This window comes from Collinsella intestinalis, assembly GCF_902364775.2.
In the GTDB taxonomy this organism is placed as follows: domain Bacteria; phylum Actinomycetota; class Coriobacteriia; order Coriobacteriales; family Coriobacteriaceae; genus Collinsella.
In genome coordinates this window covers 19,663-41,460 of record NZ_CABJEU020000003.1, presented here as the reverse complement: position 1 = coordinate 41,460, position 21,798 = coordinate 19,663, and the positions used below count along the sequence as shown (strand labels likewise).

Below are 21,798 nucleotides of genomic sequence, written 5' to 3'. Positions count from 1 at the left end.
GAGAAGTCATGCCGACAACCGATCCCAAAAAGACCGTGGATATGAGCAAGATCCTGCGAGTGTACTCCGGTTCCTCCAACCGTCCGCTCGCCCAGAAGATCGCCAACCAGCTCGGCGTGGAGCTCTCCGGCCTTACGCTCAAGCAGTTCGCCAACGGCGAGATCTACGCTCGCTATGACGAGACCGTCCGCGGCGCCGACGTCTTCCTGATTCAGTCCGTTGCCGGCGAGAACGTCAACGACATGCTCATGGAGCTCCTCATCGCCACGGATGCCGCCAAGCGCGCCTCCGCCCGCTCCATCACCGCCGTCATCACCCACTACGGCTACGCCCGTCAGGACCGCAAGGCCGGCCCGCGTGAGCCCATCACCGCCCGCCTCGTCGCCAACCTGCTCGAGTGCGCCGGCGTGGACCGCATCATCACGCTCGACCTGCACCAGGGCCAGATCCAGGGCTTCTTCGACATCCCGGTGAACCACCTCTCCGCCCTGCCGCTCTTCGCCGACTATTACGACGCCATGGGCTTCGACACCGACAACCTCGTCGTCGTCTCCCCCGACGTGGGCCGCGCCAAGGCCGCCAAGAAGCTGTCCGACATGCTCGGCTGCTCCCTGGCCATCGCCCACAAGGGCCGTCCGCGTCACAACGCCGCTGAGGTCATGGGCATCATCGGTGACATCAAGGGCAAGACCTGCATCATCAACGACGACATGATCGACACCGCGGGCACCCTGTGCGCCAACGTGCGCGAGCTCAAGGCCCTCGGTGCCGGCGACATCTACGTGTGCGCCACCCACGGCATCTTCTCCGGCGAGGCCATCCAGCGCCTGAACGACGCTCCGATCGTCGAGTGCGTGGTCACCGACGCTATCCCCGTCGAGGAGGGTGGCAAGATCAAGACCATCTCCGTTGCCGGCGAGTTCGCCGAGACCATTTCCGCCGTGTACTACGAGCAGTCTGTGAGCACGCTCGTGGGCGGCGACTTCGCGATGTAGCGAACATGTTCAATGTGAGCGGCGGCTCGTTCGCCGCTCGTGCAGCCGGGTCCTGGCGGGCCCGGCTGTTTCTTAAAGGGGCGATTTGCGGAAAGAGGGGGAGCGGATGGCGCAGGCGCCCAGGCATACGGCATTTGGAACCATGCACCCCGCGGTGCCGGCGGTGTTTCTCGCGTGCACGCTCGGCCTGACCATGTTCGCCCCGCATCCGGTGCTGGTGTCGCTGTCCCTCGCGGGGGCGCTCGCGTACGGCGCCGTTGCCCGCGGTGTTCGTCCCACGCTGCTCGCCTTGCGTTGGCAGTTGCCGCTCGTCGCGTTGCTGGCCTGCGTGAATCCCCTGTTCGCTCAGCGGGGGAGCACGTTGCTGTTTTCGCCGTTCGGTATGCCGGTGTACGCTGAGAGCCTCCTGTACGGCGCTGTCATGGCGGTGATGTTCATGGCGAGCGTCCTGTGGTTCCAGGCCGCCCGCGACATCTTGACGCAGGACAAGGTGCTCTCCCTGTTCGGCAACGCGGCGCCGGTCGTATCGCTCATGATTTCGATGACGATGCGCCTCATCCCGCGTTTTGTGCGACAGGGGCATGTGATTGCCGATGTACAGGATGTGGCTCTGAGCTGCGCCGATGAGAATGGCCGCCGACGTGCCGGCGAGCGTCGCGGCCTTGTGCGCCGCCGCATGCGGCAGAGTTCGGTGCTTATGGGCTGGGCCATGGAAGACTCCCTGGAAACCGCCGACGCCATGCGTGCGCGCGGCTGGGGCGCCGCGGAGCGCCGAACCACGTACGTTCGCTATCGCTTCACTTCGCGCGACATGTTCGGCCTGGTGCTCGTCGCGGCCTTCGGCGCCCTCTGCATCGCGGTGGCGTGGCGGTCCTCGTCCTTTGCGTTTTATCCCCAGCTCTCGCCCTTGGGCCCTTGGCTGAGCTACACTCCCTACGCCGCTTGGATGTTCGTTCCCGCGGCACTGCATGTGTATGAGAGGAGCGTGTTCGCATGAGCGATGAAGGTATCGCGCTCGCGTACGATGACGTGACGTTTCGCTATCCAGGCTCTCATGGCGACGTACTGAGCGGCGTGTCCATGGCCGTTCCCGCCGGTGCGTTCGCGCTGCTGGTGGGAGGTACCGGTTCGGGTAAGTCGACGCTGCTCTCGCTGGCCAAGCCGCAGATTGCCCCTGCGGGGGACCGCGCCGGCCAGGTGCGCGTGTATGGCAGACCCGTAGATGACTTGGATGGGGCCGAGGCGTGTGAGGTCGGCTACGTGTTCCAAGACCCCGATAACCAGATCGTGTGCGACAGCGTGTGGCACGAGATGGCGTTCGGCTTGGAAAACCTCGGTACGCCCCAGGGCGAGATGCGCCGTCGTGTTGCCGAGGCGAGTTATTTCTTTGGCATGGGGCCGTGGTTCCACAGCGATACGGATGCGCTCTCGGGCGGCCGCAAGCAGCTGCTGGCGCTTGCCTCGACGCTCGTCATGCAGCCGCGCGTGTTACTGCTCGACGAGCCGACGGCGCAGCTCGACCCCATCGCGGCGCGCAATTTCCTGCATGCCCTGTTCCGCGTGAACCGGGAGCTGGGATGTACCGTGGTTGTGGCGACGCACGAGCCCGAGCTGATGGCTGATTACGCGACCTGCGCATTCGAGCTGGTGGATGGCGCCGTGAGGCCGGTTGAGGACCTGGGGCGCTTCAAGTGCGAGGCCGCCGAGGTCGCGGGCGCGGTGTCCGTCTCCCGCGCTGCGGCCGAGGGTTCCGCGGCGGGCCCCGCTATGTCCGGGGACATCGCGGTGTCCGCGCGCGGTGCGTGGTTCCGGTACGGCCGCGATGACGACTGGGTGTTGCGCGGTTTGGATCTTGAGGTGCGCCAGGGCGAAGTGCATGCCCTGGTTGGCGGTAACGGCTGTGGCAAATCGACGTTGCTCGCCCTTATCGCGGGAACGCGCCGTGCGCAGCGGGGCGAGGTGCGCTCCGCGATTTCGGCCAAGGCGATGCTCCCCCAGGATCCCAAGGCCCTTTTTGCCGAGGAGTGCGTGGACGAGGAGCTCATGGAATGGGCGCATATAGGCGGATATGGTGCAGATGAGGTTCAGGCCATGATGGGGGAGCTCGGTCTTGTCGACCGTGCCGGCCTGCATCCGTACGACCTGTCCGGCGGTCAACGCCAGATGCTCGCCTTGGGCAAGCTGCTCCTCGTTCATCCACGGCTTCTGTTGCTCGACGAACCGACCAAGGGTCTCGACCGCGCCGCCCGCGAGCGTGTGGCCGGCATGATCGAGGCTGCTCGCCGCGACGGTGTTGCGGTCATCGTATCCACGCACGATCTGGCGTTCGTGCGTCGCGTCGCCGACCGCGTGTCGCTTATGTTCGACGGCGAGCTTGCCTGCACGGAGCCCGTGGGCGAGTTCTTCCGCAACAACCTGTTCTACCGGCCATGATGGTGGGGGATGAGATGCGTTTGAGCGGCGCGTGCGGACATATTCTCGAAATTGCGCTGCTGGCTGCAGTTCCCCTGGTCATGGGCGCGGCATTGCTGACGGGGGCGGCAAACGCCGCACTGCTCATGATGGTGGTCGTGACGCTGGTGCTCGTTCTGTTCTTCCTGGGGTACGAACGGAGCCAGCCTGCGCTGCGCCAGATCATGCCCACGCTGGTGCTCGCCGCGTGCGCGGCGGCGGGGCGCATCCTGTTCGCGCCCATTCCGGACTTCAAGCCGCTTTCCGCGATCGCCATCATCGCCGGCGCGACGTTGGGCCCGCGCAACGGCTTCATGGTCGGTGCGCTCGCGGCGCTTACCAGCAATTTCTTTTTCGGCCAGGGGCTGTGGAGCCCATGGCAGATGTATGCCTGGGGCGTGGTGGGATACGTGGGCGGCATGCTGGCTCGGTCTGGCTTGTTCGAGGATCGCACGGCTGGCCGCCCGCGCGTATGGGCGCTCGTGCTCATGGGGCTGGCATCCGGCGCCCTATACGGCGTGATCATCAATGCATATGGTGTGCTGGGATTCGTACGTCCGCTCACATGGGCCGGCGCGCTGGCTTACGTGGCCGCATCCCTGCCCTTCGACGCGATGCACGGCGTGGCGACCGCCCTGTTCCTCGCGGTTTTGTACGGCCCGTGGACGCGACGCATCGGGCGGGTCGTACGCAAGTACGGGCTGTAGCGTCTGCGTGCTTGCCCTACAGCTCGATCTCCAGCGTGACGGGGCAGTGATCGGAGCCAAAGATGTCGTTGCGGATGCCGGTGGCGCGCACGCGGTCGGCGATCGAGTCGCTCACCAGGAAGTAATCGATACGCCAGCCCGCGTTGTTCTTGCGCGCGTTGAAGCGGTAGCTCCACCAGCTGTAGGCGCCCTCCAGGTTGGGGTTGGCGGCGCGGAACGTGTCGGTGTAGCCGGCGTCGAGCAGCTCGCCGAACTTCGCGCGCTCCTCGTCGGAAAAGCCGGCGTTGCCGCGGTTGGACTTGGGGTTCTTGAGGTCGATCTCGTTGTGCGCGACGTTGAAATCGCCGCAGGTCACAACCGGCTTGCCCGTTTCGTCCTCGAGCGAGCGCAGGAAGGCGCGGTAGGCGTCATCCCAAGCCATGCGCGTGCTCAGGCGGGCAAGCTCGCCCTGCGCGTTGGGGGTGTACACGTCCACGAACCAAAAGCGCTCGAACTCCAGGGCGCACACGCGGCCCTCGGTGGCGGCGACGGCGACCAGTTCGAGCTCGTCGTCGGAGAGGCCCGCGGCGCGCCCGGCTGCGAGCACGGCGTCTGCGTGACGCACGGAAAGGGGCTCCTCGCGCGTGAACACGGCCGTGCCGGAGTAGCCCTTGCGCTCGGCGTAGCTCCACACCTGGTGATAACCGGGAAGGTCGAGTTCGACCTGACCCTCCTGCAGCTTGGTCTCCTGCAGGCCGAGGACGTCGGCGTCGAGTTCGGCCACGATGTCGGTGAAGCTCGGGTCCTTCTTGAGCACGGCGCGCAGGCCGTTGACGTTCCACGAGGCGAGCTTGAGCGTGCGGGAAGCGGTGTCGGTCATGATGGTCTCCTTCGGCGGCGCACAGCGCCGGATATGTCGAAGGGCCCGGTCGGCGTTGCGCGCGCCGATGAAATGGGCCCAGCAGGGTATCGCATGGCTAACTATACTAGATGGCGGTGGCGCCGCGATTGCGGTTTGGCGAAAGCCTCGCCTGGTTGCGCCGTCATCTCGCGTCCGAAGCTTTCGAGAGGGGAAGTCCATGTCCCGAGCCATCACCGATCCCGCCCTCGCGCAGTGCGCCCTCGCGGATCTGTTCGAAACGCACTCCAACGCGGTGTTCTTCGGTGGGGCCGGGGTTTCGACGGCGAGCGGCATACCTGATTTTCGCAGTCAGGACGGTCTGTATAGCCAGCGGTTCGCCTATCCGCCCGAGACGATGCTCTCGCACGGTTTTTACGAGGCGCACCGCCCCGAGTTCTACGATTTTTATCGCGAGAAGATGATCGCACTCGATGCGAAGCCCAATGCGTGCCACCTCAAGCTCGCTGAACTCGAGCGGGCGGGCGTGCTCTCCGCCGTCGTGACGCAAAACATCGACGGCCTTCACCAGGCCGCCGGCTCGCGTGCGGTTTACGAGCTGCACGGCTCGGTTCACCGCAACATCTGCCGTTCGTGCGGGGCCGTGTACGATGCCGCGTGGGTTATGTCGCGCGAGCACGACGGCGACGACGGCGTTCCGGTGTGCCCGGCGTGCGGGGGCGCCATCAAGCCCGATGTAGTGCTTTACGAGGAGCCCCTCGATGAGGAGGTGCTCGACGGGGCCGTGCGCGCGATCTCGCAGGCCGACGCCCTCATCATTGGCGGTACCTCGCTGGTGGTCTATCCGGCTGCCGGATTGACGCGCTTCTTCCAGGGTGATTCCCTGGTCATCGTGAATCGCGACCCCACGCCCCAGGACGAGCGCGCCGACCTGCTCATCTCCTGCGATATCGCCCGCGCATTCGAGTTCTAGGCCGCGGTCCTCGCGGGTTGGTGTGTGCCGCCGACTGCAGCCGCATCCGCACCGGGCCACCGCCCGTCGCGACTTTCGCGCATCGAAGACGGGCGGGCTGGATACAATAGAACGAGTTTGTCTGTTTCGAAAGGATCCTCATGGCACGCGATTCCAAAGTTTGGCGCTGCGGAAAATACGAGCTTAAGTTCGACCGCCCGCGCATCATGGGCGTCCTCAACGTCACGCCCGATTCCTTCAGCGACGGTGGCGAGCACCTCGATACCGACGCCGCGATCGCGCACGGCCTCAAGATGCTCGACGATGGCGCCGATATCATCGACGTCGGCGGCGAGTCGACCCGTCCCGGCTTCACTCCGGTCGATCCCGACACCGAGGCACGCCGCGTGCTGCCGGTCGTGCAAGCGCTCGCCAAGGCCGGCGCCGTTGTGTCCATCGACACCCGCCATGTGGAGGTCGCCAAGGCGGCCGTCCGCGTGGGTGCGTCCATCGTCAACGACGTGACGGGCTTCACCGATCCGCGCATGGTCGATTTCGTCAAGGAGAGCGACTGCGGCCTGGTGGTCATGCATGCCGGCGAGGTTGCCGACGTCGAGCGTCCCCGCACGCACACCGAGGTCCAGCTCGACACTTCCGCCGCCGCATTCATGGCGCAGAAGGCTCGCGAGGCCGAGGAGGCCGCCCGCGCGCTGGGTGCCACCGGCAAGTCCAAGCGCGCTGCCAAGGCAAAGCTCATCTCCGGCATGGTGCAGCCCCTGCAGCCGCAGCTGCCGTTCGACGCGCCGGCTTCCGCCGCCGGTGCCGAGCAGGCCGCACCGTCCGCGCCCGCCGAGCCCGCCGTGGCCCTAGAAGCCCCGGCCGCAGATGCCGTGAGCGCCCCGGTCGACGATGCTCCCGCCGGCGACGATCTTGCTGCCGTCATGGCGCGGTCCGCCGCGCGCACCGGCGCCACGAACCGCACCTCGCAGCTCCGCCGCTTCACCCTGCCCGACTCCGCGCCCATCATGCGCCGCGTCATGGGCTTCCTGTCCGATCAGGCTCGCGCGCTCATCCACGCTGGCGTGGACCGTGAGCGCATCTGCCTCGACCCGGGCCCCGGCTTTGGCAAGGATGCCAACGAGGACATCGTCATCCAGCGCGAGATGGGCAAGATCGCCTCGCTCGGCTACCCGACGCTGTGCGCTGTGTCGCGTAAGCGCCTGGTGGGTGCCATCGCGGGCGTCGAGGACGCGCGCGATCGGGATATCGCGACGTTCGGCGTGTGCCTGGGTGCCATCGAGCAGGGCGCAAACATCGTGCGCGTGCACGACGTCGCCGGTTTCTACCAGTTCCTGAACGGTTTTTGGGCCATCGCCCGCCCTCAGCCCCGTCGCGCCTACGTGGCCCTCGGCTCCAACAAGGGCGAGCGCGAGGAGAACATCCGCGCGGCTCGCGACCTCATCGCCCAGATTCCCATGACCTGTGTTTCGGCTTGTTCGCGCATTTACGAGTCCGAGCCCGCCTACGAGACGCGCCAGGCCGCGTTCGCCAACGCCGTGGTTGAGATTAAGACCGAACTTGCCCCGCTCATCCTGTTGGAGGAGCTGCTTAAAATCGAGCAGAAGCTCGGCCGCGCCCGCGGCAAGAACGTGCGCGCCAACGGCCCGCGCGTCATCGACTGCGATTTGATTTGGATGGACAACGAGGTGCACGGCGGCGACAAGCTGCGCTTGCCGCATCCCGGTCTGGGCGAGCGCGACTTCGTGCTGGTGCCGCTGGAGGACCTCATGCACAACCCGGCGCGCTTCTTCCGCTACGAGGGCATCGACGTTAAGGAGCCCGAGGACCGCGTGGGTCACGTCGTCGCCGAGCTCGGCACGCTGTAGCGTTCGGCCCTTTACGCCAGGCGGCGGTAGATCTCGCAGATGCCCTTGATGGTGAGTTGGGGATCGACGTGGTCGAACGCGTCGGTGGCCTCGGCCACCACGCGCGCAAGGCCGCCGGTGGCGATGACGGTCGCGTCTTCGCAATCGAGCTCGCGCTTGATGCGCGCAATCAGACCCTCGGCCATCGCGGCGGCACCCACCACGGTGCCGCTTTGCACGGCCTCCACGGTGGTGTGGCCGATCGTGGCCTTGGGCGCTTCGAGCGGGACGCTTGCCAATCGGGCGGCGCGCGCGGTCAGGGCGTCGAGCGAGATGCGGATCCCCGGCGCGATGCACCCTCCGATGTAGGCGCCGCGCTCATCGATCACATCGATGTTGGTGGCGGTGCCAAAATCGACCACGATGCTCGGCGCGCCATACAGCGCGGCCGCCGCCGTGGCGTTGGCGATGCGGTCGGCTCCCACCTCGGACGGGTTGGGGGCATCGATGCTGGTTACCGCTTCGGTCTCACGGCCCACGACCATCAGGCGCGCGCCCATGTCTCGGGCCACGCCCTCCCATTCGCGCATGAGCTGCGGCACCACGCCGGCAAACGCGATGGCGTGGACGCAGCCCAGGTGCAGGCCGTCCTTGTGGAAATAGCCGAGCAGGCGTACGTGCAGTTCGTCTTTGGTGAGCGTGCGGTCCGTGGGCATGCGCCATGCGTGTACGAGCTCGTCGCCGTCAAAGAGGCCGAGTGCGGTTTGGGTGTTGCCCATATCGATGGCCAAAAGCATGGTCGTCTCCCGTTGAATGTCATGCGGACGCTGCGGAAATAGGGTCGACAGGGTGTCCTGAGCGACAGCGCACATTGTATACTTATCGCTTGCACGTGCGCTCCGCGGCGCACAAACGTTTTCGGTTTCCGAGGAGTCTCATGAACAAGAAGGCCAAGCGCCGTCTGGTGGTGACCGGCGGTATCGTCGCCATCGCCATGCTCGTGATCGTCGCCATCGCCGGCTCCGGCGGGGCGGCCTCGTCGCTCACGGTGGGCGACCTGCTCACCGGCGATTACGCCGGCAAGAAGGTCCAGGTCACCGGCTCGGTCGTCGACGGCTCGATCGAGACGGACGGTACCGCGGTCCGTTTTGACATCACCCCCGAGGAGGGCGACGGGAGCGAGTCGGTCCGAGTCGTCTACGAGGGCGCGCTGCCCGCGACCTTCGGCTCGGGCGTCGTCGCCATCTGCACCGGCACGGTCGAGAACCCGCCCATGCTCAAGTGCACCGAGATGGTCACCAAGTGCCCGTCCAAGTACGAGAGCGCCGAGGGCTCCCTCACCGTCAAGGGCCTCATCGACCAGGCCGACACCATGATGTTCGAGGACACCAAGGTGTGCGGCTACATCCAGGGCGAGGTCAACGATGCCGGTGCGGATTACCGCTTTGTCATCGAGTCCCAGGGCGCCACGTTGAAGGTGGTGTACGACGGGGGCCTCGACGAGCAGATCGCCGACGGCGTCGCCGTCGTGCTCTCGGGTCACCTCGATTCCGATGGCATCTTCGTCGCAACGGAGCAGCCCGCCATCGACTCCTCCATCTCAAAGTAGTTCACGGCGTTGCCGGGGCCCCGGATGTGAATGCGCGTCCGGGGCCTCGGTGCGTCGGTCGGGCGTCCGCCTCGCATCGTCGGCGATGCGCGCGGGCGCCCCTTCGCACCAGAAAGGTTTCCCATGACCTCAACTCTTGGCAATACCCTGCAGAGCCTGGCGCTCGTGTTTTCCGTCGTTTCGGCGTTGATGCTCATCGCGGGTTCGAAGCGTCCGAGCTCGCGTCCGGCACGCACTGGATACGCGTTCGTGTACGCCTCCTTCGCGCTGCTCACCGCCTGCGTGGGCATTGTGCTCATGGGCATGCTGACCGAGGATTACACCCTGGCCTACGTGGTCTCGAACTATCCCGCGACCGATAGCCCCCTGCAGCCGCTCTACCGTGTGAGTGCCGTGTGGGCCGGCCGCCAGGGCTCGCTTTTGCTGTGGACGTGGCTCATCTCCGCATTCGCCGCGGCCCAGGCGTATCGTCGCCGCCATGCGAGCGAGGAGCTCACGTGCGCGGCCCTCGGCGTGACCGAGATCGTGGTCGCGCTGTTCACCGCCACGCTCGTCTTTTCGGCGTCCAACAATCCGTTTATGGCCACGGCCGCGGAGTACCTCAACGCCGACGGCACGCTGGCGTCCAAGATCGGCGGCATGAACCCGTTGCTCATGCATTGGGCCATGATTTTGCATCCGCCGGCGACCTTTATCGGCTACGCCGCGATGACCATCCCGTTCGCCTATGCCATGGCCGCGCTCATCACCGGCGACCTGTCTGCGCGCTGGGTCGAGCTGTGCGACCGCATGGCGGTGTTCGGATTCATCTTCCTGTCCATCGGCATGGGCCTGGGAGCGGTGTGGGCATACGTCGTGCTCGGGTGGGGCGGCTTCTGGGCGTGGGACGCCGTGGAGAACGCCAGCCTCATGAGTTGGCTGACCTGCGTCGCCATGATCCATAGCTTCACGATGTACCGCAAACGCGGCATCTTCAAGCGCTGGAGCATGCTGTCGGCCACGATCACCTTCATCTTCGTGGTGCTCGGCACCTTCATCACGCGCTCCGGCCTGGTGCAGAGCGTGCACGCGTTTGCCGAGGACCCGGTGTCCACCTATTTCTTCCTCGCCATCATGGTGGTGAGCGGACTGGCGTTCTTGCTGGGCGTCGCGTACCGCCATGCCGAGTTTGGCGAGGACGACGGCGAGATCGAGTCCATGATCTCCAAGAACGGGTCGTACTACCTGACCAATATCGTGATGCTCATGGCCGGCGTGCTCGTGGCCTATCTCACGGTGTCGAGCGCTTTGCCGGGTTGGATGCCGCTCGGCGGCGCGGTGGTTGCCGCTGGCGCGTACAATGCCGTGGCCCGTCCCGTGGCCGTGTTCGTGGTTTTGCTCATGGCCGTGTGCCCCATGCTGGGCTGGCGCAAGACCGACCGTGCCAAGTTCGCCCGGCACATGCGCATCCCCGCCATCGCCGGCGCGGCGGTGTTCGTCGCGCTCATGGCGTACTTCGCACTGGTGCTGGTCCCCGAGTATCACGAGATCATCGCGGCCGGCGGGGCGGCGGGCGAGGCGCTTGCCGAGCAGGGCCCCGCGGTTTATTACTTCGGTTTGACGGTGCTCGCCTTCGCGTCTGCCGCCCTGCTGTTCACGAGCTCGCTGTATCTGTTGGGCCGCGGTGTGCGCGGCCGCATGCGTGCCAAGGGTGAGGGCATGCCGCGCGCGCTGGTCAACCTGTTCCGCCGCTCGCCCGCGCAGGCCGGCGGCTACCTGTGCCACCTGGGCGTTGCCATCGTGGTGGTGGGCCTGGTGGGTTCCATGATGTATGTGCGCGAGGCCACGGTGAACCTGGCGGGCGAGGCCGGTGAGTCGGTGCGCGTGGGCGCCTATGAGCTTACGTTCACGGGCAGCGAGCGCTATTCCGACGATCAGAACAACGAGATCATGCGCGTTGAGCTCGACGTGACGAACGCCGAGACCGGGCGGCCGCTCGGACACGTGGCGCCCTCTATGAAGGTCGCGGCCGCCACGAGTCAGACCACGCTCGACGCAGCCGTCATCACGTTCCCGCTTGAGGACCTTTTCGTGGCGTTCCAGGGTCTGAATCCGGACGGCAGCCTGTCGCTCAACGTCAAGGTGAACCCGCTCATCCTGTTCACCTGGGCGGGTGGAGCGATCTCCACGCTGGGCATCGTGCTCGCGTTCGCGCCCCGTCGCGCCACGCCGCTTTTGGCAGCCGACGAGCGCGAGCGTGCGGCCGCATCTTGTGCCGAGGGTGAGCTGCATGAGTAGCCCTGTCCCCGAATCCGCAGCGCCGCTCGCCATTGAGGCCAGAGGGCTCGTCAAGCAGTTCGGCGGCCGTCGTGCGCTCGACGGCCTCGACCTGGAGCTGCCACAGGGTGGGTTCCTCTCCATCTTTGGCCCCAATGGCGCCGGAAAGACCACGCTTCTGCGCGAGCTTGCCCTTCTGGCGCGGCCGACTGGCGGTGAGCTGCGGATTCTCGGTGTCGATGCCCTTGAAGAGCCCGACGTCTTGCGCTCCCGCATCGGTCTCATCTCGCACAAGTCGATGCTTTACGGCGATCTGACCGCACGTGAGAACCTGGCGTTCTTCGCGAGTCTGTACGGGCTAGAGGGGCCGGAGGCGGACGCTCGCATCGATGAGCTGCTGCGTCTGGTCGAGCTCGATCATCGCGCGAACGATTGTGCCCGTACCTTCTCGCGCGGCATGCAGCAGCGCCTCTCCATTGCCCGCGCCCTCATCAACGACCCTGAGCTCGTGTTGCTCGACGAGCCGTATTCGGGCCTCGATCCGCATGCCGCGGAGCTCTTCGATCGCCTGATCGCCCGCGTTCGCGATGGGCGCACGTTTGTGATGGTCAGCCACGACCTCGAAAAGGGCTTTGACCTGTGTACCCACGCGCTCATCATGGCGCGTGGACGCGCGGTGGTGTGTGCCGAGACGGCCAAGATCGATCGTGCGGCCTTCCGAGACCTGTATTTGGCTACCGTTGGAATGGGGGTGGCGTAAATGGCTGGGATGCATCGCGGGAAATCCGGCGTCGATCGCGTCGAACGTCTGCGCCCCTCTGCGTTCGCGCAGTACAGGGCCCTACTTGCCAAAGACGTTCGGCAGGAGCTCCGCACGCGCGAGATGCTCACGTCGATGATCGTCTACTCGCTGCTCGTGCTCACCATTTACGGCGCCGCGCTCGCTCAGGTGGGAGACAAGCTGCAGATCGTGTCTTTCGCGGGCGGCCTGCTGTGGGCGCTCATCGTGTTTACGAGTCTGCTGGGCTTGAATCGCAGTTTCAGTCACGAGACCGAGTCGGGTTGCCTCGAGGGCATTTTGCTCGCGCCGATCGACCGCGCGGTGGTGTTTCTCGCCAAGGCGACGTCCAACTTGCTGTTCCTTCTGATGGTCGAGTTGGTCACGGTTCCGCTGTTCTTCGTGTTCTTCCTTTCGGGTGCCGAGTTGCCGTCCACGACTCCCATGATCTTGCTGCCGCTGCTGGTCGGTACGGTCGGCGTGGCGGGAGTCGGCACGCTGCTGTCCACCATGGCGATCGACACGCGCGGCCGCGACGTGCTGCTCGCGATTCTGTTCATCCCCGTGGCATTCCCGCTGCTGTACGCTTGCGTCTCCGCGACCGGTGTGGCGTTGATGGGCGTCGAGGGGACCTTTGCCACGTTCTGGCGGAGCCTGGCGCTCGCCGCCGCGTATGACGTGGTGATGATCGCGGCCGCGTGGGGCCTGTACGAATTCGCCCTCGATTCCTAGCGCTCCATGACCTGCCGGTTTCCATCGAGACCGTGCCCGCGCGCCGTGTGCGGTGCGTTGCGTGTCGCGCGCCGAGTGCCGTGCGTTGCCTCCGCCTCCATCTATCGGGGTTGCGCCCGTGCGGCATGCGCTAGTATGTAATGACGAAAATCGCAGGTTCGTGGCGTAAGCGTCCGATGCCTGCCATATGCATGGAAGGGAGCAAGATGCGCGAGAAGCTCGCCGACAGGCTGGTGCCCGCATTGCTCGCGATAGGCGCCGCGCTCACCGCGATCGACGTGGTGTGGACGTTCACGGTGGCTCCGCTGGTACAGGGAGCGAGGCTCTCAGAGCCCGCGATCATCGCCGGTCAGGTGGTCACCACCAAGTTGCTGCTCAGCCAAAAAATCTTTTATCTGCACGTCCCCGTGGCCGTGGCGTCGTTCGCGGCGATGGTGGTCGCAGCCTTCTTCGCCGCCCGCTTCCTTGCTACGAAGGACCGTGCGCACGACCGTGCATCTCGCACGGCAATGCAGGTCACGCTCGTGTTTATCATCGCCACGATGATCTCGGGCGACGTGTGGACGCGTTTCGAGTGGGGTGTCTGGTGGGTCTGGGAGCCGCGCCTCACCACGTATTTCATCCTCATGTTGTTGGTGATCGGCTACTTCATCCTGCGCAACGCGCTCGACGATCCCGAGCGTTCCGCACGCTTTGGCGCGGTGTTTTGCATTATCGCCTTCATCGACGCGCCCATCTCGTTCTTCATCACGCGCTTGGTGCCGAGCTCCGTGCACCCCGTGGTGTTCCGGACCGATTCGGGCTTGCCGCCGGCGATGCTCATTCCGTTCTTGCTCGGCTTGTTCGGCATGTGCATGATCGCGTTCGCCCTGTATCGCTATGCCCTGCGGGTCAATACCGCCGCGGATGAGGTGGAGGAGCTGAAGGAGCGCCTCGAGGAGCTCGATGCCTCGGCTCAGCGCGCCGCGGCCGATGAGGCACTCGAACGCCTGCAGGCTCAGGCCGCCGCGCTGGTTGCGGCCGACCCCGCTGCCGACCTCGTTGCCGACCCCGCTACCGACCGTGCGGCCGACTCTGCTACCGACCCCGCCGCCCATGCGGGCGACGTGCCGCTCACCCCGTCCAAGGAGGATTAAATGGATCCGATTCTCTCCGAGGTCTATTCGACCGTGTTGCCCGCCGCCCCCTACGTGCTCGCTGCGTATGTGGGCATCCTGCTCACCCTGTTCGCCTTCGTCTTCTCCCTTTGGCGTAAGTCCAAGCGCACCGAGGCCGATATCGACGCCCTCAAGCGCGCCCTCGAGGATCGTGAGCGCCGCGCGTGTAAGTAGTCGTGCCTGGCCAACGCGTGCGGGCGTGAATGGCGCGGCCGCTCGTGAGGCTATGAACGATTTCGCCGGTAAGAAAAGGAGCTTATGAACCATTCGTTCATAAGCTCCTTTTTTGTATACGTATCTACCTGTGGAAATGATGCACTCAAAACAGGTGACAGGGGGGTCAATCGTTCATAACCTCCAGCAGCTTTCGAAGGGCGAGCCTACTCGAGTTCAAACGCGCCGGTGTAGAGCTGGTAGTAGTAACCGCGCTTGGCGATGAGCTCGTCGTGCGTGCCGCGCTCGATCACGCGCCCGTGGTCCAGACAGATGATCAGGTCCGAGTTGCGCACGGTGCTCAGGCGATGGGCGATCACGAAGGTCGTGCGACCCTGCATGAGCGCGTCCATACCGCGCTGCACGATGGCCTCGGTGCGCGTGTCGATGGAGCTCGTCGCCTCGTCCAGAATCATCGCCGGCGGGTCGGCAACCGCGGCGCGCGCGATGGAGATGAGCTGGCGCTGTCCCTGCGAGAGCTGCGATCCGTTGCCGGTGAGCATGGTGTCGTATCCCTCGGGCAGGCGACGGATGAAGTCGTCGGCTCCCGCGAGCTCGGCGGCATGGATGCACTCCTCGTCGGTGGCCTCAAGGTTGCCGTAGCGGATGTTGTCCATTACGGTGCCGGTGAACAGGTTGACGTCCTGGAGCACCACGCCGAGCGACCGGCGCAGGTCTGCCTTGCGGATCTTGTTCACGTTGATGCCGTCGTAGCGGATCTTGCCGTCGGCGATGTCGTAGAAACGGTTGATGAGGTTGGTGATCGTTGTCTTGCCCGCGCCGGTGGCCCCCACAAAGGCGATCTTCTGGCCGGGTTTGGCGTACACGGAAACGCCGTGCAGCACCTCGTGGTCCGGGGTATAGCCAAAGTCGACGTCGTCCATTTGCACGTCGCCGCGCAGGGGCTCGTAGGTCACGGTGCCGTCCGCGCGGTGCGGGTGCTTCCAGGCCCATAGGCCGGTGTGGTGGTCGGCCTCCTCGATCTGCCAGGTCTCGGGATTGACCTGGGCGTTCACGAGCGTGACATACCCCTCGTCGGTCTCGGGCTCCTCGTCGAGCAGGGCGAAGATGCGCTCAGCGCCCGCCAGACCCATGACCACGGCGTTGATCTGCTGGGAGATCTGGCCGATCTGGCCGCAGAACTGCTTGGTCATGTTGAGGAACGGAACCACCACGGCGATGGACAGCGGCAGGCCCGAGATGGACAAATTCGGAACGCCGAGCGCGAGGAACACGCCACCTGCCAGGGCAACCATCACGTAGATGAGGTTGCCGAGGTTCATGAGGACGGGCATGAGGATATTGGCGAACATATTCGCCTTTTGGGACACCTCGAACAGGCGCTCGTTGCGCTCGTCGAAATCGGCCTCAGCGGCCGCCTCGTGGCAGAATGCCTTCACGACCTTCTGCCCGCCCATGACCTCCTCGATATGGCCCTCGACCACGCCGAGCTCGCGCTGCTGAGCGATGAAGAAGCGGGCGGAGTTTGAGCCGAGTACCTTGGTGAGCGCGACCATGCACAGCACACCGATGACGATGACCAGGCACATCCACACCGAGAAGTACAGCATGATGCTGAACACCGTGGTCAAAACGATGACGGTCATGACCAGGTTCGGCAGCGATTGCGAGATCATCTGGCGCAGGGTGTCGATGTCGTTGGTGTAGTGCGACATGATGTCGCCGCGCTGGTTGGTATCGAAGTAGCGGATCGGCAGGTCCTGCATGTGGTTGAACATCTTCTCACGCAGCTTCATGAGCGATCCCTGCGTGACGACGCCCATATAGCGGTTCCAGAAGAGCGAGGACAGGTTGCCGATGATGTAGATGACGGCGAGGGTGGTCACGAGGCCCAAGATCTGCGGGCGCGCGGCGGCCCAATCGCCGGTCTGCCAGGAGGTCGAGATGACCTCGAGGGCCTTCTGCAGGAAGACCGAGCCGATGGAGTTGATAAGGGCGCACAGCACCACGCCGAGCATCACCAGCGGAAGCAGGACCGGATAGAACGAGAAGAGCATCTTGACGAGGCGCTTGAGCGTGCCGGGCTTGGAGCCCCTGGCGCGTGCGTTGTTGGCGGGCTTACTCATGGGCCTCACCCCCTTCCTGCATCGTGGTTTCGAATGCGTGGGCAAGTTCTTCGGCGGTTTGACGATCGGCGTCGACGGTCTCGCGCGCTGCGGGTGCATCGTTGCCGGCATGCGGGGAGCCATCGCCGTCCACGGTCTCCTCACCCATCTTGTTTTGCGAGGTGAACGTCTCGCGGTAGATCTCGGAGGTCTCGAGCAGCTCCTCGTGCGTGCCCATTGCGGCAATGCGTCCGCCTTCCATCACGATGATGCGGTCGGCGTCCTGCACAGAGGCGATACGCTGGGCGATGATGAGCTTGGTGGTCTCGGGCAGGTAGGCGGCGAGGCCCGCGCGGATTTTGGCGTCGGTCTTGGTGTCCACGGCGCTCGTGGAGTCGTCCAAGATCAAGATCTTGGGACGGCGCAGCAGGGCTCGAGCGATGCACAGGCGTTGTTTCTGACCGCCCGAGACGTTGGAGCCGCCCTGCTCGATCCACGTGTCATAGCCCTTCGGGAAGCCGTCGATGAACTCGTCGGCGCAGGCCAGATGGGCCGCCTCGCGGACCTCCTCGTCGGTGGCGTTCTCGTCGCCCCAGCGCAGGTTCTCCGCGATGGTGCCGCTGAACAAGACGTTCTTCTGCAGCACCATGGCCACCTCGTGGCGCAACGCATCGAGGTCGTAAGAGCGCACATCGCGTCCGCCCACGCGCACGGTGCCCTCGGTGGCGTCGTACAGGCGAGCGATGAGGTTCACGAGCGTGGACTTGGCGGAGCCGGTGCCGCCGATGATGCCGATGGTCTCGCCGCTGGCGATATGCAGGTCGATGTCGTCGAGCGCTTGGCGCTCGGCGTGCTCGGAGTACTTGAAGCTCACGTGGTCGAAGTCGATCGAGCCGTCCGCGACCTCACATGCGGCCTCGGCGGGGTTCGTGATGGTGGGCTCGGCGTTCAGCACCTCGACGATACGGTTCGCGCTCTCCTCGGACATGGTGACCATCACGAAGATCATGGAGAGCTGCATGAGGCTCATGAGGATCTGGAATCCGTAGGTGAAGGTGGAGGAGAGCTGACCCACGTCGAACAATGCGCCCTGGCTGGTGATGATGAGCTTGGAGCCCAGGTAGATGATGACGACGAAGGCGCCGTTGACGCACAGGTTCATCATCGGGTTGTTGAGGGCGAGCAGCTTCTCGGCGCGGGTGAAGTCGGCGCGGACGTCTTCGGCGGCGCGGGCGAACTTCTCCTTCTCGTAGCTCTCACGCACGTAGCTCTTGACCACGCGCATACCGGTCACGTTCTCCTCGACCGACTCGTTGAGCGCGTCGTACTTGTGGAACACGCGGGTGAAGATCGGCCCGACTTTGTGGATGATGAATCCCAGACCGCAGCCGAGCAGCGGGATCATGGCCAGGTAGACAAAGGAGATGTAGCCGCCCATGGCGTAGGCCATGGCAAAGGCGAACACCAAGACGAGCGGCGCGCGGACGGCGATGCGGATGATGAGCATGAACGCCTGCTGCACGTTGGTGACGTCGGTGGTGAGGCGCGTCACGAGCGACGAACTCGAGAAGCGGTCGATGTTGGCGAAGGAGAACGTCTGAATCTTGTAGAACAGGTCATGGCGCAGATTCTTGGCAAAGCCGCAGCTTGCGTAGCTACAGGTGACGCCCGCCGCCGCGCCGAAGAACAACGAGACGAGCGCGAGGCCCACGAGCACGCCGGCCGTGGGCATGATCTGAGCGATCTGCGCGCCGTCTTTGATGGTGTCGATGAGGTTGGCCGTGACGAAGGGGATCGCCATCTCGCAGGCGACCTCGCACAGCACCAGGATTGGTGTGGCAATGGACGGGAGCTTGTAATCGCGAACGGACGACGCGAGGGTTTTAATCATCAAGTTCCTCCCAGGTGACGCGGATCTTCTCGAGCATCTCGGCGAGCTGCTCCTGCTCCTCGACGGTCAGGGCGGTGAAGGCGCTGCGGCGGAAGCGGTCGCGCTTCTCGTGCTCGAGGTGGGCGAGGCGCATGCCCTCGTCAGTGAGGTGGACGAACAGCTGGCGACGGTCCTTGGTGTCGCGCGTGCGCTCGATCAGGCCGGCGGTCTCCATCTTGGAGAGGATCTCGGAGAGCGAACCGGGCTTGAGCTCAAAGCGCATGCCGAGCTTCTGCTGGGAGAGCGTCCCCCCGCAGCGATCGAGCATGCATAGGATGGGGATCTGGCCGGATCGGCCGCCGCCGTGGAAATGCATGTAGTGGCCGCAGAAGCCGAGCCCCTTGAGAATGCGCTTGGCGCGAACGATCGTCTCGTCCTGCTGCGCTTCGGGTGTCTCGATGCTGTTCATGGCCCGGCAGATCGCGCTGGGCGTGGGTGTTTCCATGTCTGTTCCTCCTACTCTCGAATTCGTCCACTCGAGGGTACGAGTGCCCAGCATGATAGTCAAGGTACCGAACAATATGGAGACGAAGGTTAATGTGCCCGTCGCACGACGGGGCCAAACGGGGGATAATGGGGTGTGCAATCGCGTTGCAAGCGCCGTTCATCATGGGCGCCCGGTGCGCCTCCGTCTTCGTCCGAAAGGTTTCGCCATGTCGAACACGACCATATCCAAGGGCGGTCTTTCCGCCACCATCAGCTCCAAGGGCGCCGAGCTCACGAGCCTCGCACTCGACGGCCGCGAGTATCTGTGGCAGGCGGACCCGGCGTTTTGGGGTAAGCACGCCCCCGTGTTGTTCCCCATCGTCGGCTCCCTGCGCGGCGATGAGGCCGAGAGCGCCCAGGGCACATGCCGCATGCCGCGCCACGGTCTCGCCCGCATCAATGAACACCGTGTCGTCGAGGTGGCCGAGGACGGCTCTGCGGTGACTTTCGAGTTCACCAGCTCGCCCGAGACGCTCGAGGCGTATCCGTATGAGTTCAAGCTCAACATGGTGTACGCCATCACGGGCGAGGCCACGCTGGCCCAGACCTTCTCCGTCACCAACACGGGCACCGCCGACATGCCCTTCTCCGTGGGCGGTCACCCTGCGTTCAACGTCCCCGCGCCCGGCGCCGAGGACGAGGCATTCGACGAGTACGTGATCGAGTTCTCCGAGCCGTGGACCTGCATTGCCCCCACTATCGCCGAGGGTGGCCTGCTCACGTTCGACGAGAGCACCACGCCCGTGGAGAATGCGGATGTTCTGCCCGTCAGCCACGAGCTGTTCGCCAATGACGCCGTCATGCTCACGGACGTTCCCGGCAACACGCTCACCCTGCGCGGCACCAAGAGCGGTCGCGGCGTGCGCGTCGACTTCCCCGATTTCAAGTACATCGGCATCTGGTCCGCTCTGGGTGACGCCCCGTTCGTGGCCCTCGAGCCCTGGACCGGCCATGCCACCCTCACCAGCGAGGATGACGTGTTTGAGCACAAGCGCAACGTGACCGTCATCGCTCCGGGCGAGACTCGCGACTTCTCCTTCAGCATGACCGTGCTGTAGGGGGGGCGCTGTCGCGAGCGCGCGGCGCAATGTGAACAACGACGTATATACGTGGGGCGGGACGCGACCGGGGTTTCGGTGCGCCCCGCTTTCTCTGCCGCCTTGCATAGATCACTGGTATTACATCCAAATAACAACTGCTGAAACGATTGACCGTCTACCGACGATATTGAACGTTTGTCGCTCTGGGAGGTGCAATTACCCACCACACAGCGTTAGTCACCTGCCGAGCCTATGGGAGTTTTGCAGGTACGTTGGCGTGGCAGGGCGTTGCGGGGTATGATGCCTATCTGGAAACTACGGGAGGAACCATGCACATCGCGCTCGATAAGCTCTAGCTACGTTTGACGCCGTGCCCGCCGCTTCGCCGGCAGGCCCTCTTTCACATTTCGCCAACAGCCAACGCATAAGGAGCAACCATGCGCGACAAGCTTGAGAAGATCATCATCGCTTTCGAGGAGCTCGAGAAGAAGCTCTCCGATCCCGCCGTCGCCAGCGATATCAAGGAATTCACCCGCCTCAACAAGGAGTACGCCCACCAGACCGACCTGGTGAAGGCCGCTCGCGAGTACCTGGGCGCCCTCGACGACATCGATGTCGCCAAGGAGATGCTGCACGACGCCACCGACGCCGACGAGAAGGAGATGCTCCAGATGGAGATCTCCGAGAACGAGGCAAAGCTGCCCCAGCTCGAGGAAGATATCAAGATCATGCTCATCCCGGGCGACCCGATGGATGAGAAGGACACCATCGTCGAGATCCGTTCCGCCGCCGGCGGCGACGAGGCGGCCATTTTCGCGGGCGACCTCTTCAAGATGTACCAGCGCTTCATCGAGTCCAAGAAGTGGAAGATGACGGTGCTCGACTCCAGCCCCTCCGAGGCCGGCGGCTTCAAGTCCATCGAGTTCAAGGTCGAGGGCGACAAGGTCTACTCCGTCATGAAGTACGAGTCCGGTGTGCACCGCGTGCAGCGCGTCCCCAAGACCGAGTCCCAGGGTCGCATCCAGACGTCTACCGCGACGGTGGCCGTGCTGCCCGAGGCCGATGAGATCGATATCCAGATCAACCAGGCCGACCTGCGCGTCGACACCTACTGCGCCTCCGGTCCCGGCGGTCAGTGCGTCAACACCACCTACTCCGCCGTGCGCATCACCCACCTGCCCACGAATACCGTGGTTCAGTCTCAGGAGCAGCGCTCGCAGATCCAGAACCGCGAGGTCTGCATGCAGATGCTGCGCGCCCGTCTGTACGAGATGGAGCTCGAGAAGCAGCAGGCCGAGCTTGGTGCCGAGCGTTCTGCTCAGATCGGCCACGGCAACCGTTCCGAGAAGATCCGCACCTACAACTTGCCGCAGGACCGTGTGACCGACCACCGCATCGGCTTCAACTCCACCTACAACGGCGTGCTGCTGGGCGATCAGCTGTCCGGCGTCATCGACGCCCTGGCGGCTGCCGACCGCGCCGCCAAGCTCGCCGAGGCCGTGTAAGCGGGTTCTCGGCTGTTGGGCAAGAACCCGCGCGGACCGCGCGGCATGGGATGCCCCAGCTGCAAACGCGCCTGTTCGGGCCGTCGTCCTTCGGGGCGGCGGCCCGTTTTTCAAGCAGTCAGATTTTGGGCAGACGGACTGTTTTTGGACGGGAAATGCTGTAATTCGGTGTTCTCGACAGGGTGCATGTCGGCCGTGCCGTAGAATCGCGGCTATGC

The 21,798-nt window shown here is 64.8% G+C and carries 19 protein-coding genes; 14 read left to right on the top strand and 5 right to left on the bottom strand.

All coding sequences use genetic code 11. The annotated features are described in order from the left end of the window. Positions 1–8: 8 nt before the first annotated feature. From FY258_RS07360 to FY258_RS07345, 4 genes are all read left to right on the top strand, one after another. The gene (locus FY258_RS07360; RefSeq protein ID WP_118104674.1) at positions 9–995 is read left to right on the top strand and encodes a ribose-phosphate diphosphokinase; all 987 of its coding nucleotides are present in this window, start codon (positions 9–11) and stop codon (positions 993–995) included. Positions 996–1,101: 106 nt separating this feature from the next. Further along, positions 1,102–1,992 carry an energy-coupling factor transporter transmembrane component T gene (locus tag FY258_RS07355; protein ID WP_118104672.1) on the top strand — a complete coding sequence of 297 codons (891 nt, stop codon included), beginning with the start codon at positions 1,102–1,104 and terminating at the stop codon, positions 1,990–1,992. Beyond that, positions 1,989–3,428, top strand: coding sequence for an ABC transporter ATP-binding protein (locus FY258_RS07350; protein WP_118104670.1), 1,440 nt, complete (start codon positions 1,989–1,991; stop codon positions 3,426–3,428). Before FY258_RS07355 ends, FY258_RS07350 begins: the two co-directional genes overlap by 4 nt. A 14-nt stretch (positions 3,429–3,442) precedes the next feature. Continuing rightward, positions 3,443–4,153 (top strand): ECF transporter S component, encoded by a 711-nt coding sequence (locus FY258_RS07345; protein WP_259324492.1) that lies wholly within the window; start codon positions 3,443–3,445, stop codon positions 4,151–4,153. Positions 4,154–4,169: 16 nt separating this feature from the next. Here the strand turns inward: FY258_RS07345 and FY258_RS07340 are convergent, their stop codons facing one another. After that, positions 4,170–5,012: an exodeoxyribonuclease III gene (locus tag FY258_RS07340; RefSeq protein ID WP_118104666.1), complete on the bottom strand. Its 843-nt coding sequence runs from the start codon at positions 5,010–5,012 to the stop codon at positions 4,170–4,172. Positions 5,013–5,211: 199 nt separating this feature from the next. Between FY258_RS07340 and FY258_RS07335 the strand changes: the two genes are divergently transcribed. Both FY258_RS07335 and folP read left to right on the top strand, forming a co-directional pair. Then, positions 5,212–5,964 carry an NAD-dependent protein deacylase gene (locus FY258_RS07335; RefSeq protein WP_118104664.1) on the top strand — a complete coding sequence of 251 codons (753 nt, stop codon included), beginning with the start codon at positions 5,212–5,214 and terminating at the stop codon, positions 5,962–5,964. Between the two features lie 140 nt (positions 5,965–6,104). Next, positions 6,105–7,829 (top strand): dihydropteroate synthase, encoded by a 1,725-nt coding sequence (gene folP, locus FY258_RS07330; RefSeq protein WP_118104662.1) that lies wholly within the window; start codon positions 6,105–6,107, stop codon positions 7,827–7,829. Between the two features lie 11 nt (positions 7,830–7,840). On the opposite strand, the gene FY258_RS07325 is transcribed toward folP, so the two are convergent. Further along, a complete protein-coding gene (locus tag FY258_RS07325; protein WP_118104660.1) occupies positions 7,841–8,605 on the bottom strand; it encodes a type III pantothenate kinase in 765 nt (254 codons plus the stop codon). 140 nt (positions 8,606–8,745) lie between these two features. On the opposite strand from FY258_RS07325, the gene FY258_RS07320 reads away from it, so the two are divergent. From FY258_RS07320 to FY258_RS07295, 6 genes are all read left to right on the top strand, one after another. Further along, positions 8,746–9,417, top strand: a complete 672-nt coding sequence (locus tag FY258_RS07320; protein WP_118104658.1) for a cytochrome c maturation protein CcmE domain-containing protein — start codon at positions 8,746–8,748, stop codon at positions 9,415–9,417. A 123-nt stretch (positions 9,418–9,540) separates the two neighbouring features. Then, positions 9,541–11,694 carry a heme lyase CcmF/NrfE family subunit gene (locus FY258_RS07315; RefSeq protein WP_259324491.1) on the top strand — a complete coding sequence of 718 codons (2,154 nt, stop codon included), beginning with the start codon at positions 9,541–9,543 and terminating at the stop codon, positions 11,692–11,694. Then, entirely contained in the window at positions 11,687–12,433 is a 747-nt protein-coding gene (locus FY258_RS07310; protein WP_118104654.1) for an ABC transporter ATP-binding protein, read from the top strand. The genes FY258_RS07315 and FY258_RS07310 overlap by 8 nt, the downstream gene beginning before the upstream one ends. Beyond that, positions 12,434–13,183 carry a heme exporter protein CcmB gene (locus FY258_RS07305; protein ID WP_118104652.1) on the top strand — a complete coding sequence of 250 codons (750 nt, stop codon included), beginning with the start codon at positions 12,434–12,436 and terminating at the stop codon, positions 13,181–13,183. Positions 13,184–13,389: 206 nt separating this feature from the next. Beyond that, positions 13,390–14,319 (top strand): cytochrome c biogenesis protein CcsA, encoded by a 930-nt coding sequence (gene ccsA / locus FY258_RS07300; RefSeq protein ID WP_259324490.1) that lies wholly within the window; start codon positions 13,390–13,392, stop codon positions 14,317–14,319. After that, complete coding sequence (locus FY258_RS07295; RefSeq protein WP_118104648.1) at positions 14,320–14,514, top strand: heme exporter protein CcmD; 195 nt, start codon at positions 14,320–14,322, stop codon at positions 14,512–14,514. Between the two features lie 206 nt (positions 14,515–14,720). Here FY258_RS07295 and FY258_RS07290 read toward each other — a convergent pair whose 3' ends face one another. From FY258_RS07290 to FY258_RS07280, 3 genes are read right to left on the bottom strand one after another with little or no spacing between them, the layout of a single operon-like run. After that, entirely contained in the window at positions 14,721–16,640 is a 1,920-nt protein-coding gene (locus FY258_RS07290) for an ABC transporter ATP-binding protein (RefSeq protein ID WP_118104646.1), read from the bottom strand. After that, positions 16,633–18,510: an ABC transporter ATP-binding protein gene (locus FY258_RS07285; protein ID WP_118104644.1), complete on the bottom strand. Its 1,878-nt coding sequence runs from the start codon at positions 18,508–18,510 to the stop codon at positions 16,633–16,635. Before FY258_RS07285 ends, FY258_RS07290 begins: the two co-directional genes overlap by 8 nt. Then, complete coding sequence (locus FY258_RS07280) at positions 18,503–18,994, bottom strand: MarR family winged helix-turn-helix transcriptional regulator (RefSeq protein WP_259324489.1); 492 nt, start codon at positions 18,992–18,994, stop codon at positions 18,503–18,505. Before FY258_RS07280 ends, FY258_RS07285 begins: the two co-directional genes overlap by 8 nt. 208 nt (positions 18,995–19,202) lie before the next feature. Between FY258_RS07280 and FY258_RS07275 the strand changes: the two genes are divergently transcribed. Together FY258_RS07275 and prfA are read left to right on the top strand one after the other, a co-directional pair. Beyond that, the gene (locus FY258_RS07275; protein WP_118104642.1) at positions 19,203–20,093 is read left to right on the top strand and encodes an aldose 1-epimerase family protein; all 891 of its coding nucleotides are present in this window, start codon (positions 19,203–19,205) and stop codon (positions 20,091–20,093) included. Between the two features lie 419 nt (positions 20,094–20,512). Then, complete coding sequence (gene prfA, locus FY258_RS07270) at positions 20,513–21,580, top strand: peptide chain release factor 1 (protein WP_118104640.1); 1,068 nt, start codon at positions 20,513–20,515, stop codon at positions 21,578–21,580. Positions 21,581–21,798: the final 218 nt, after the last annotated feature.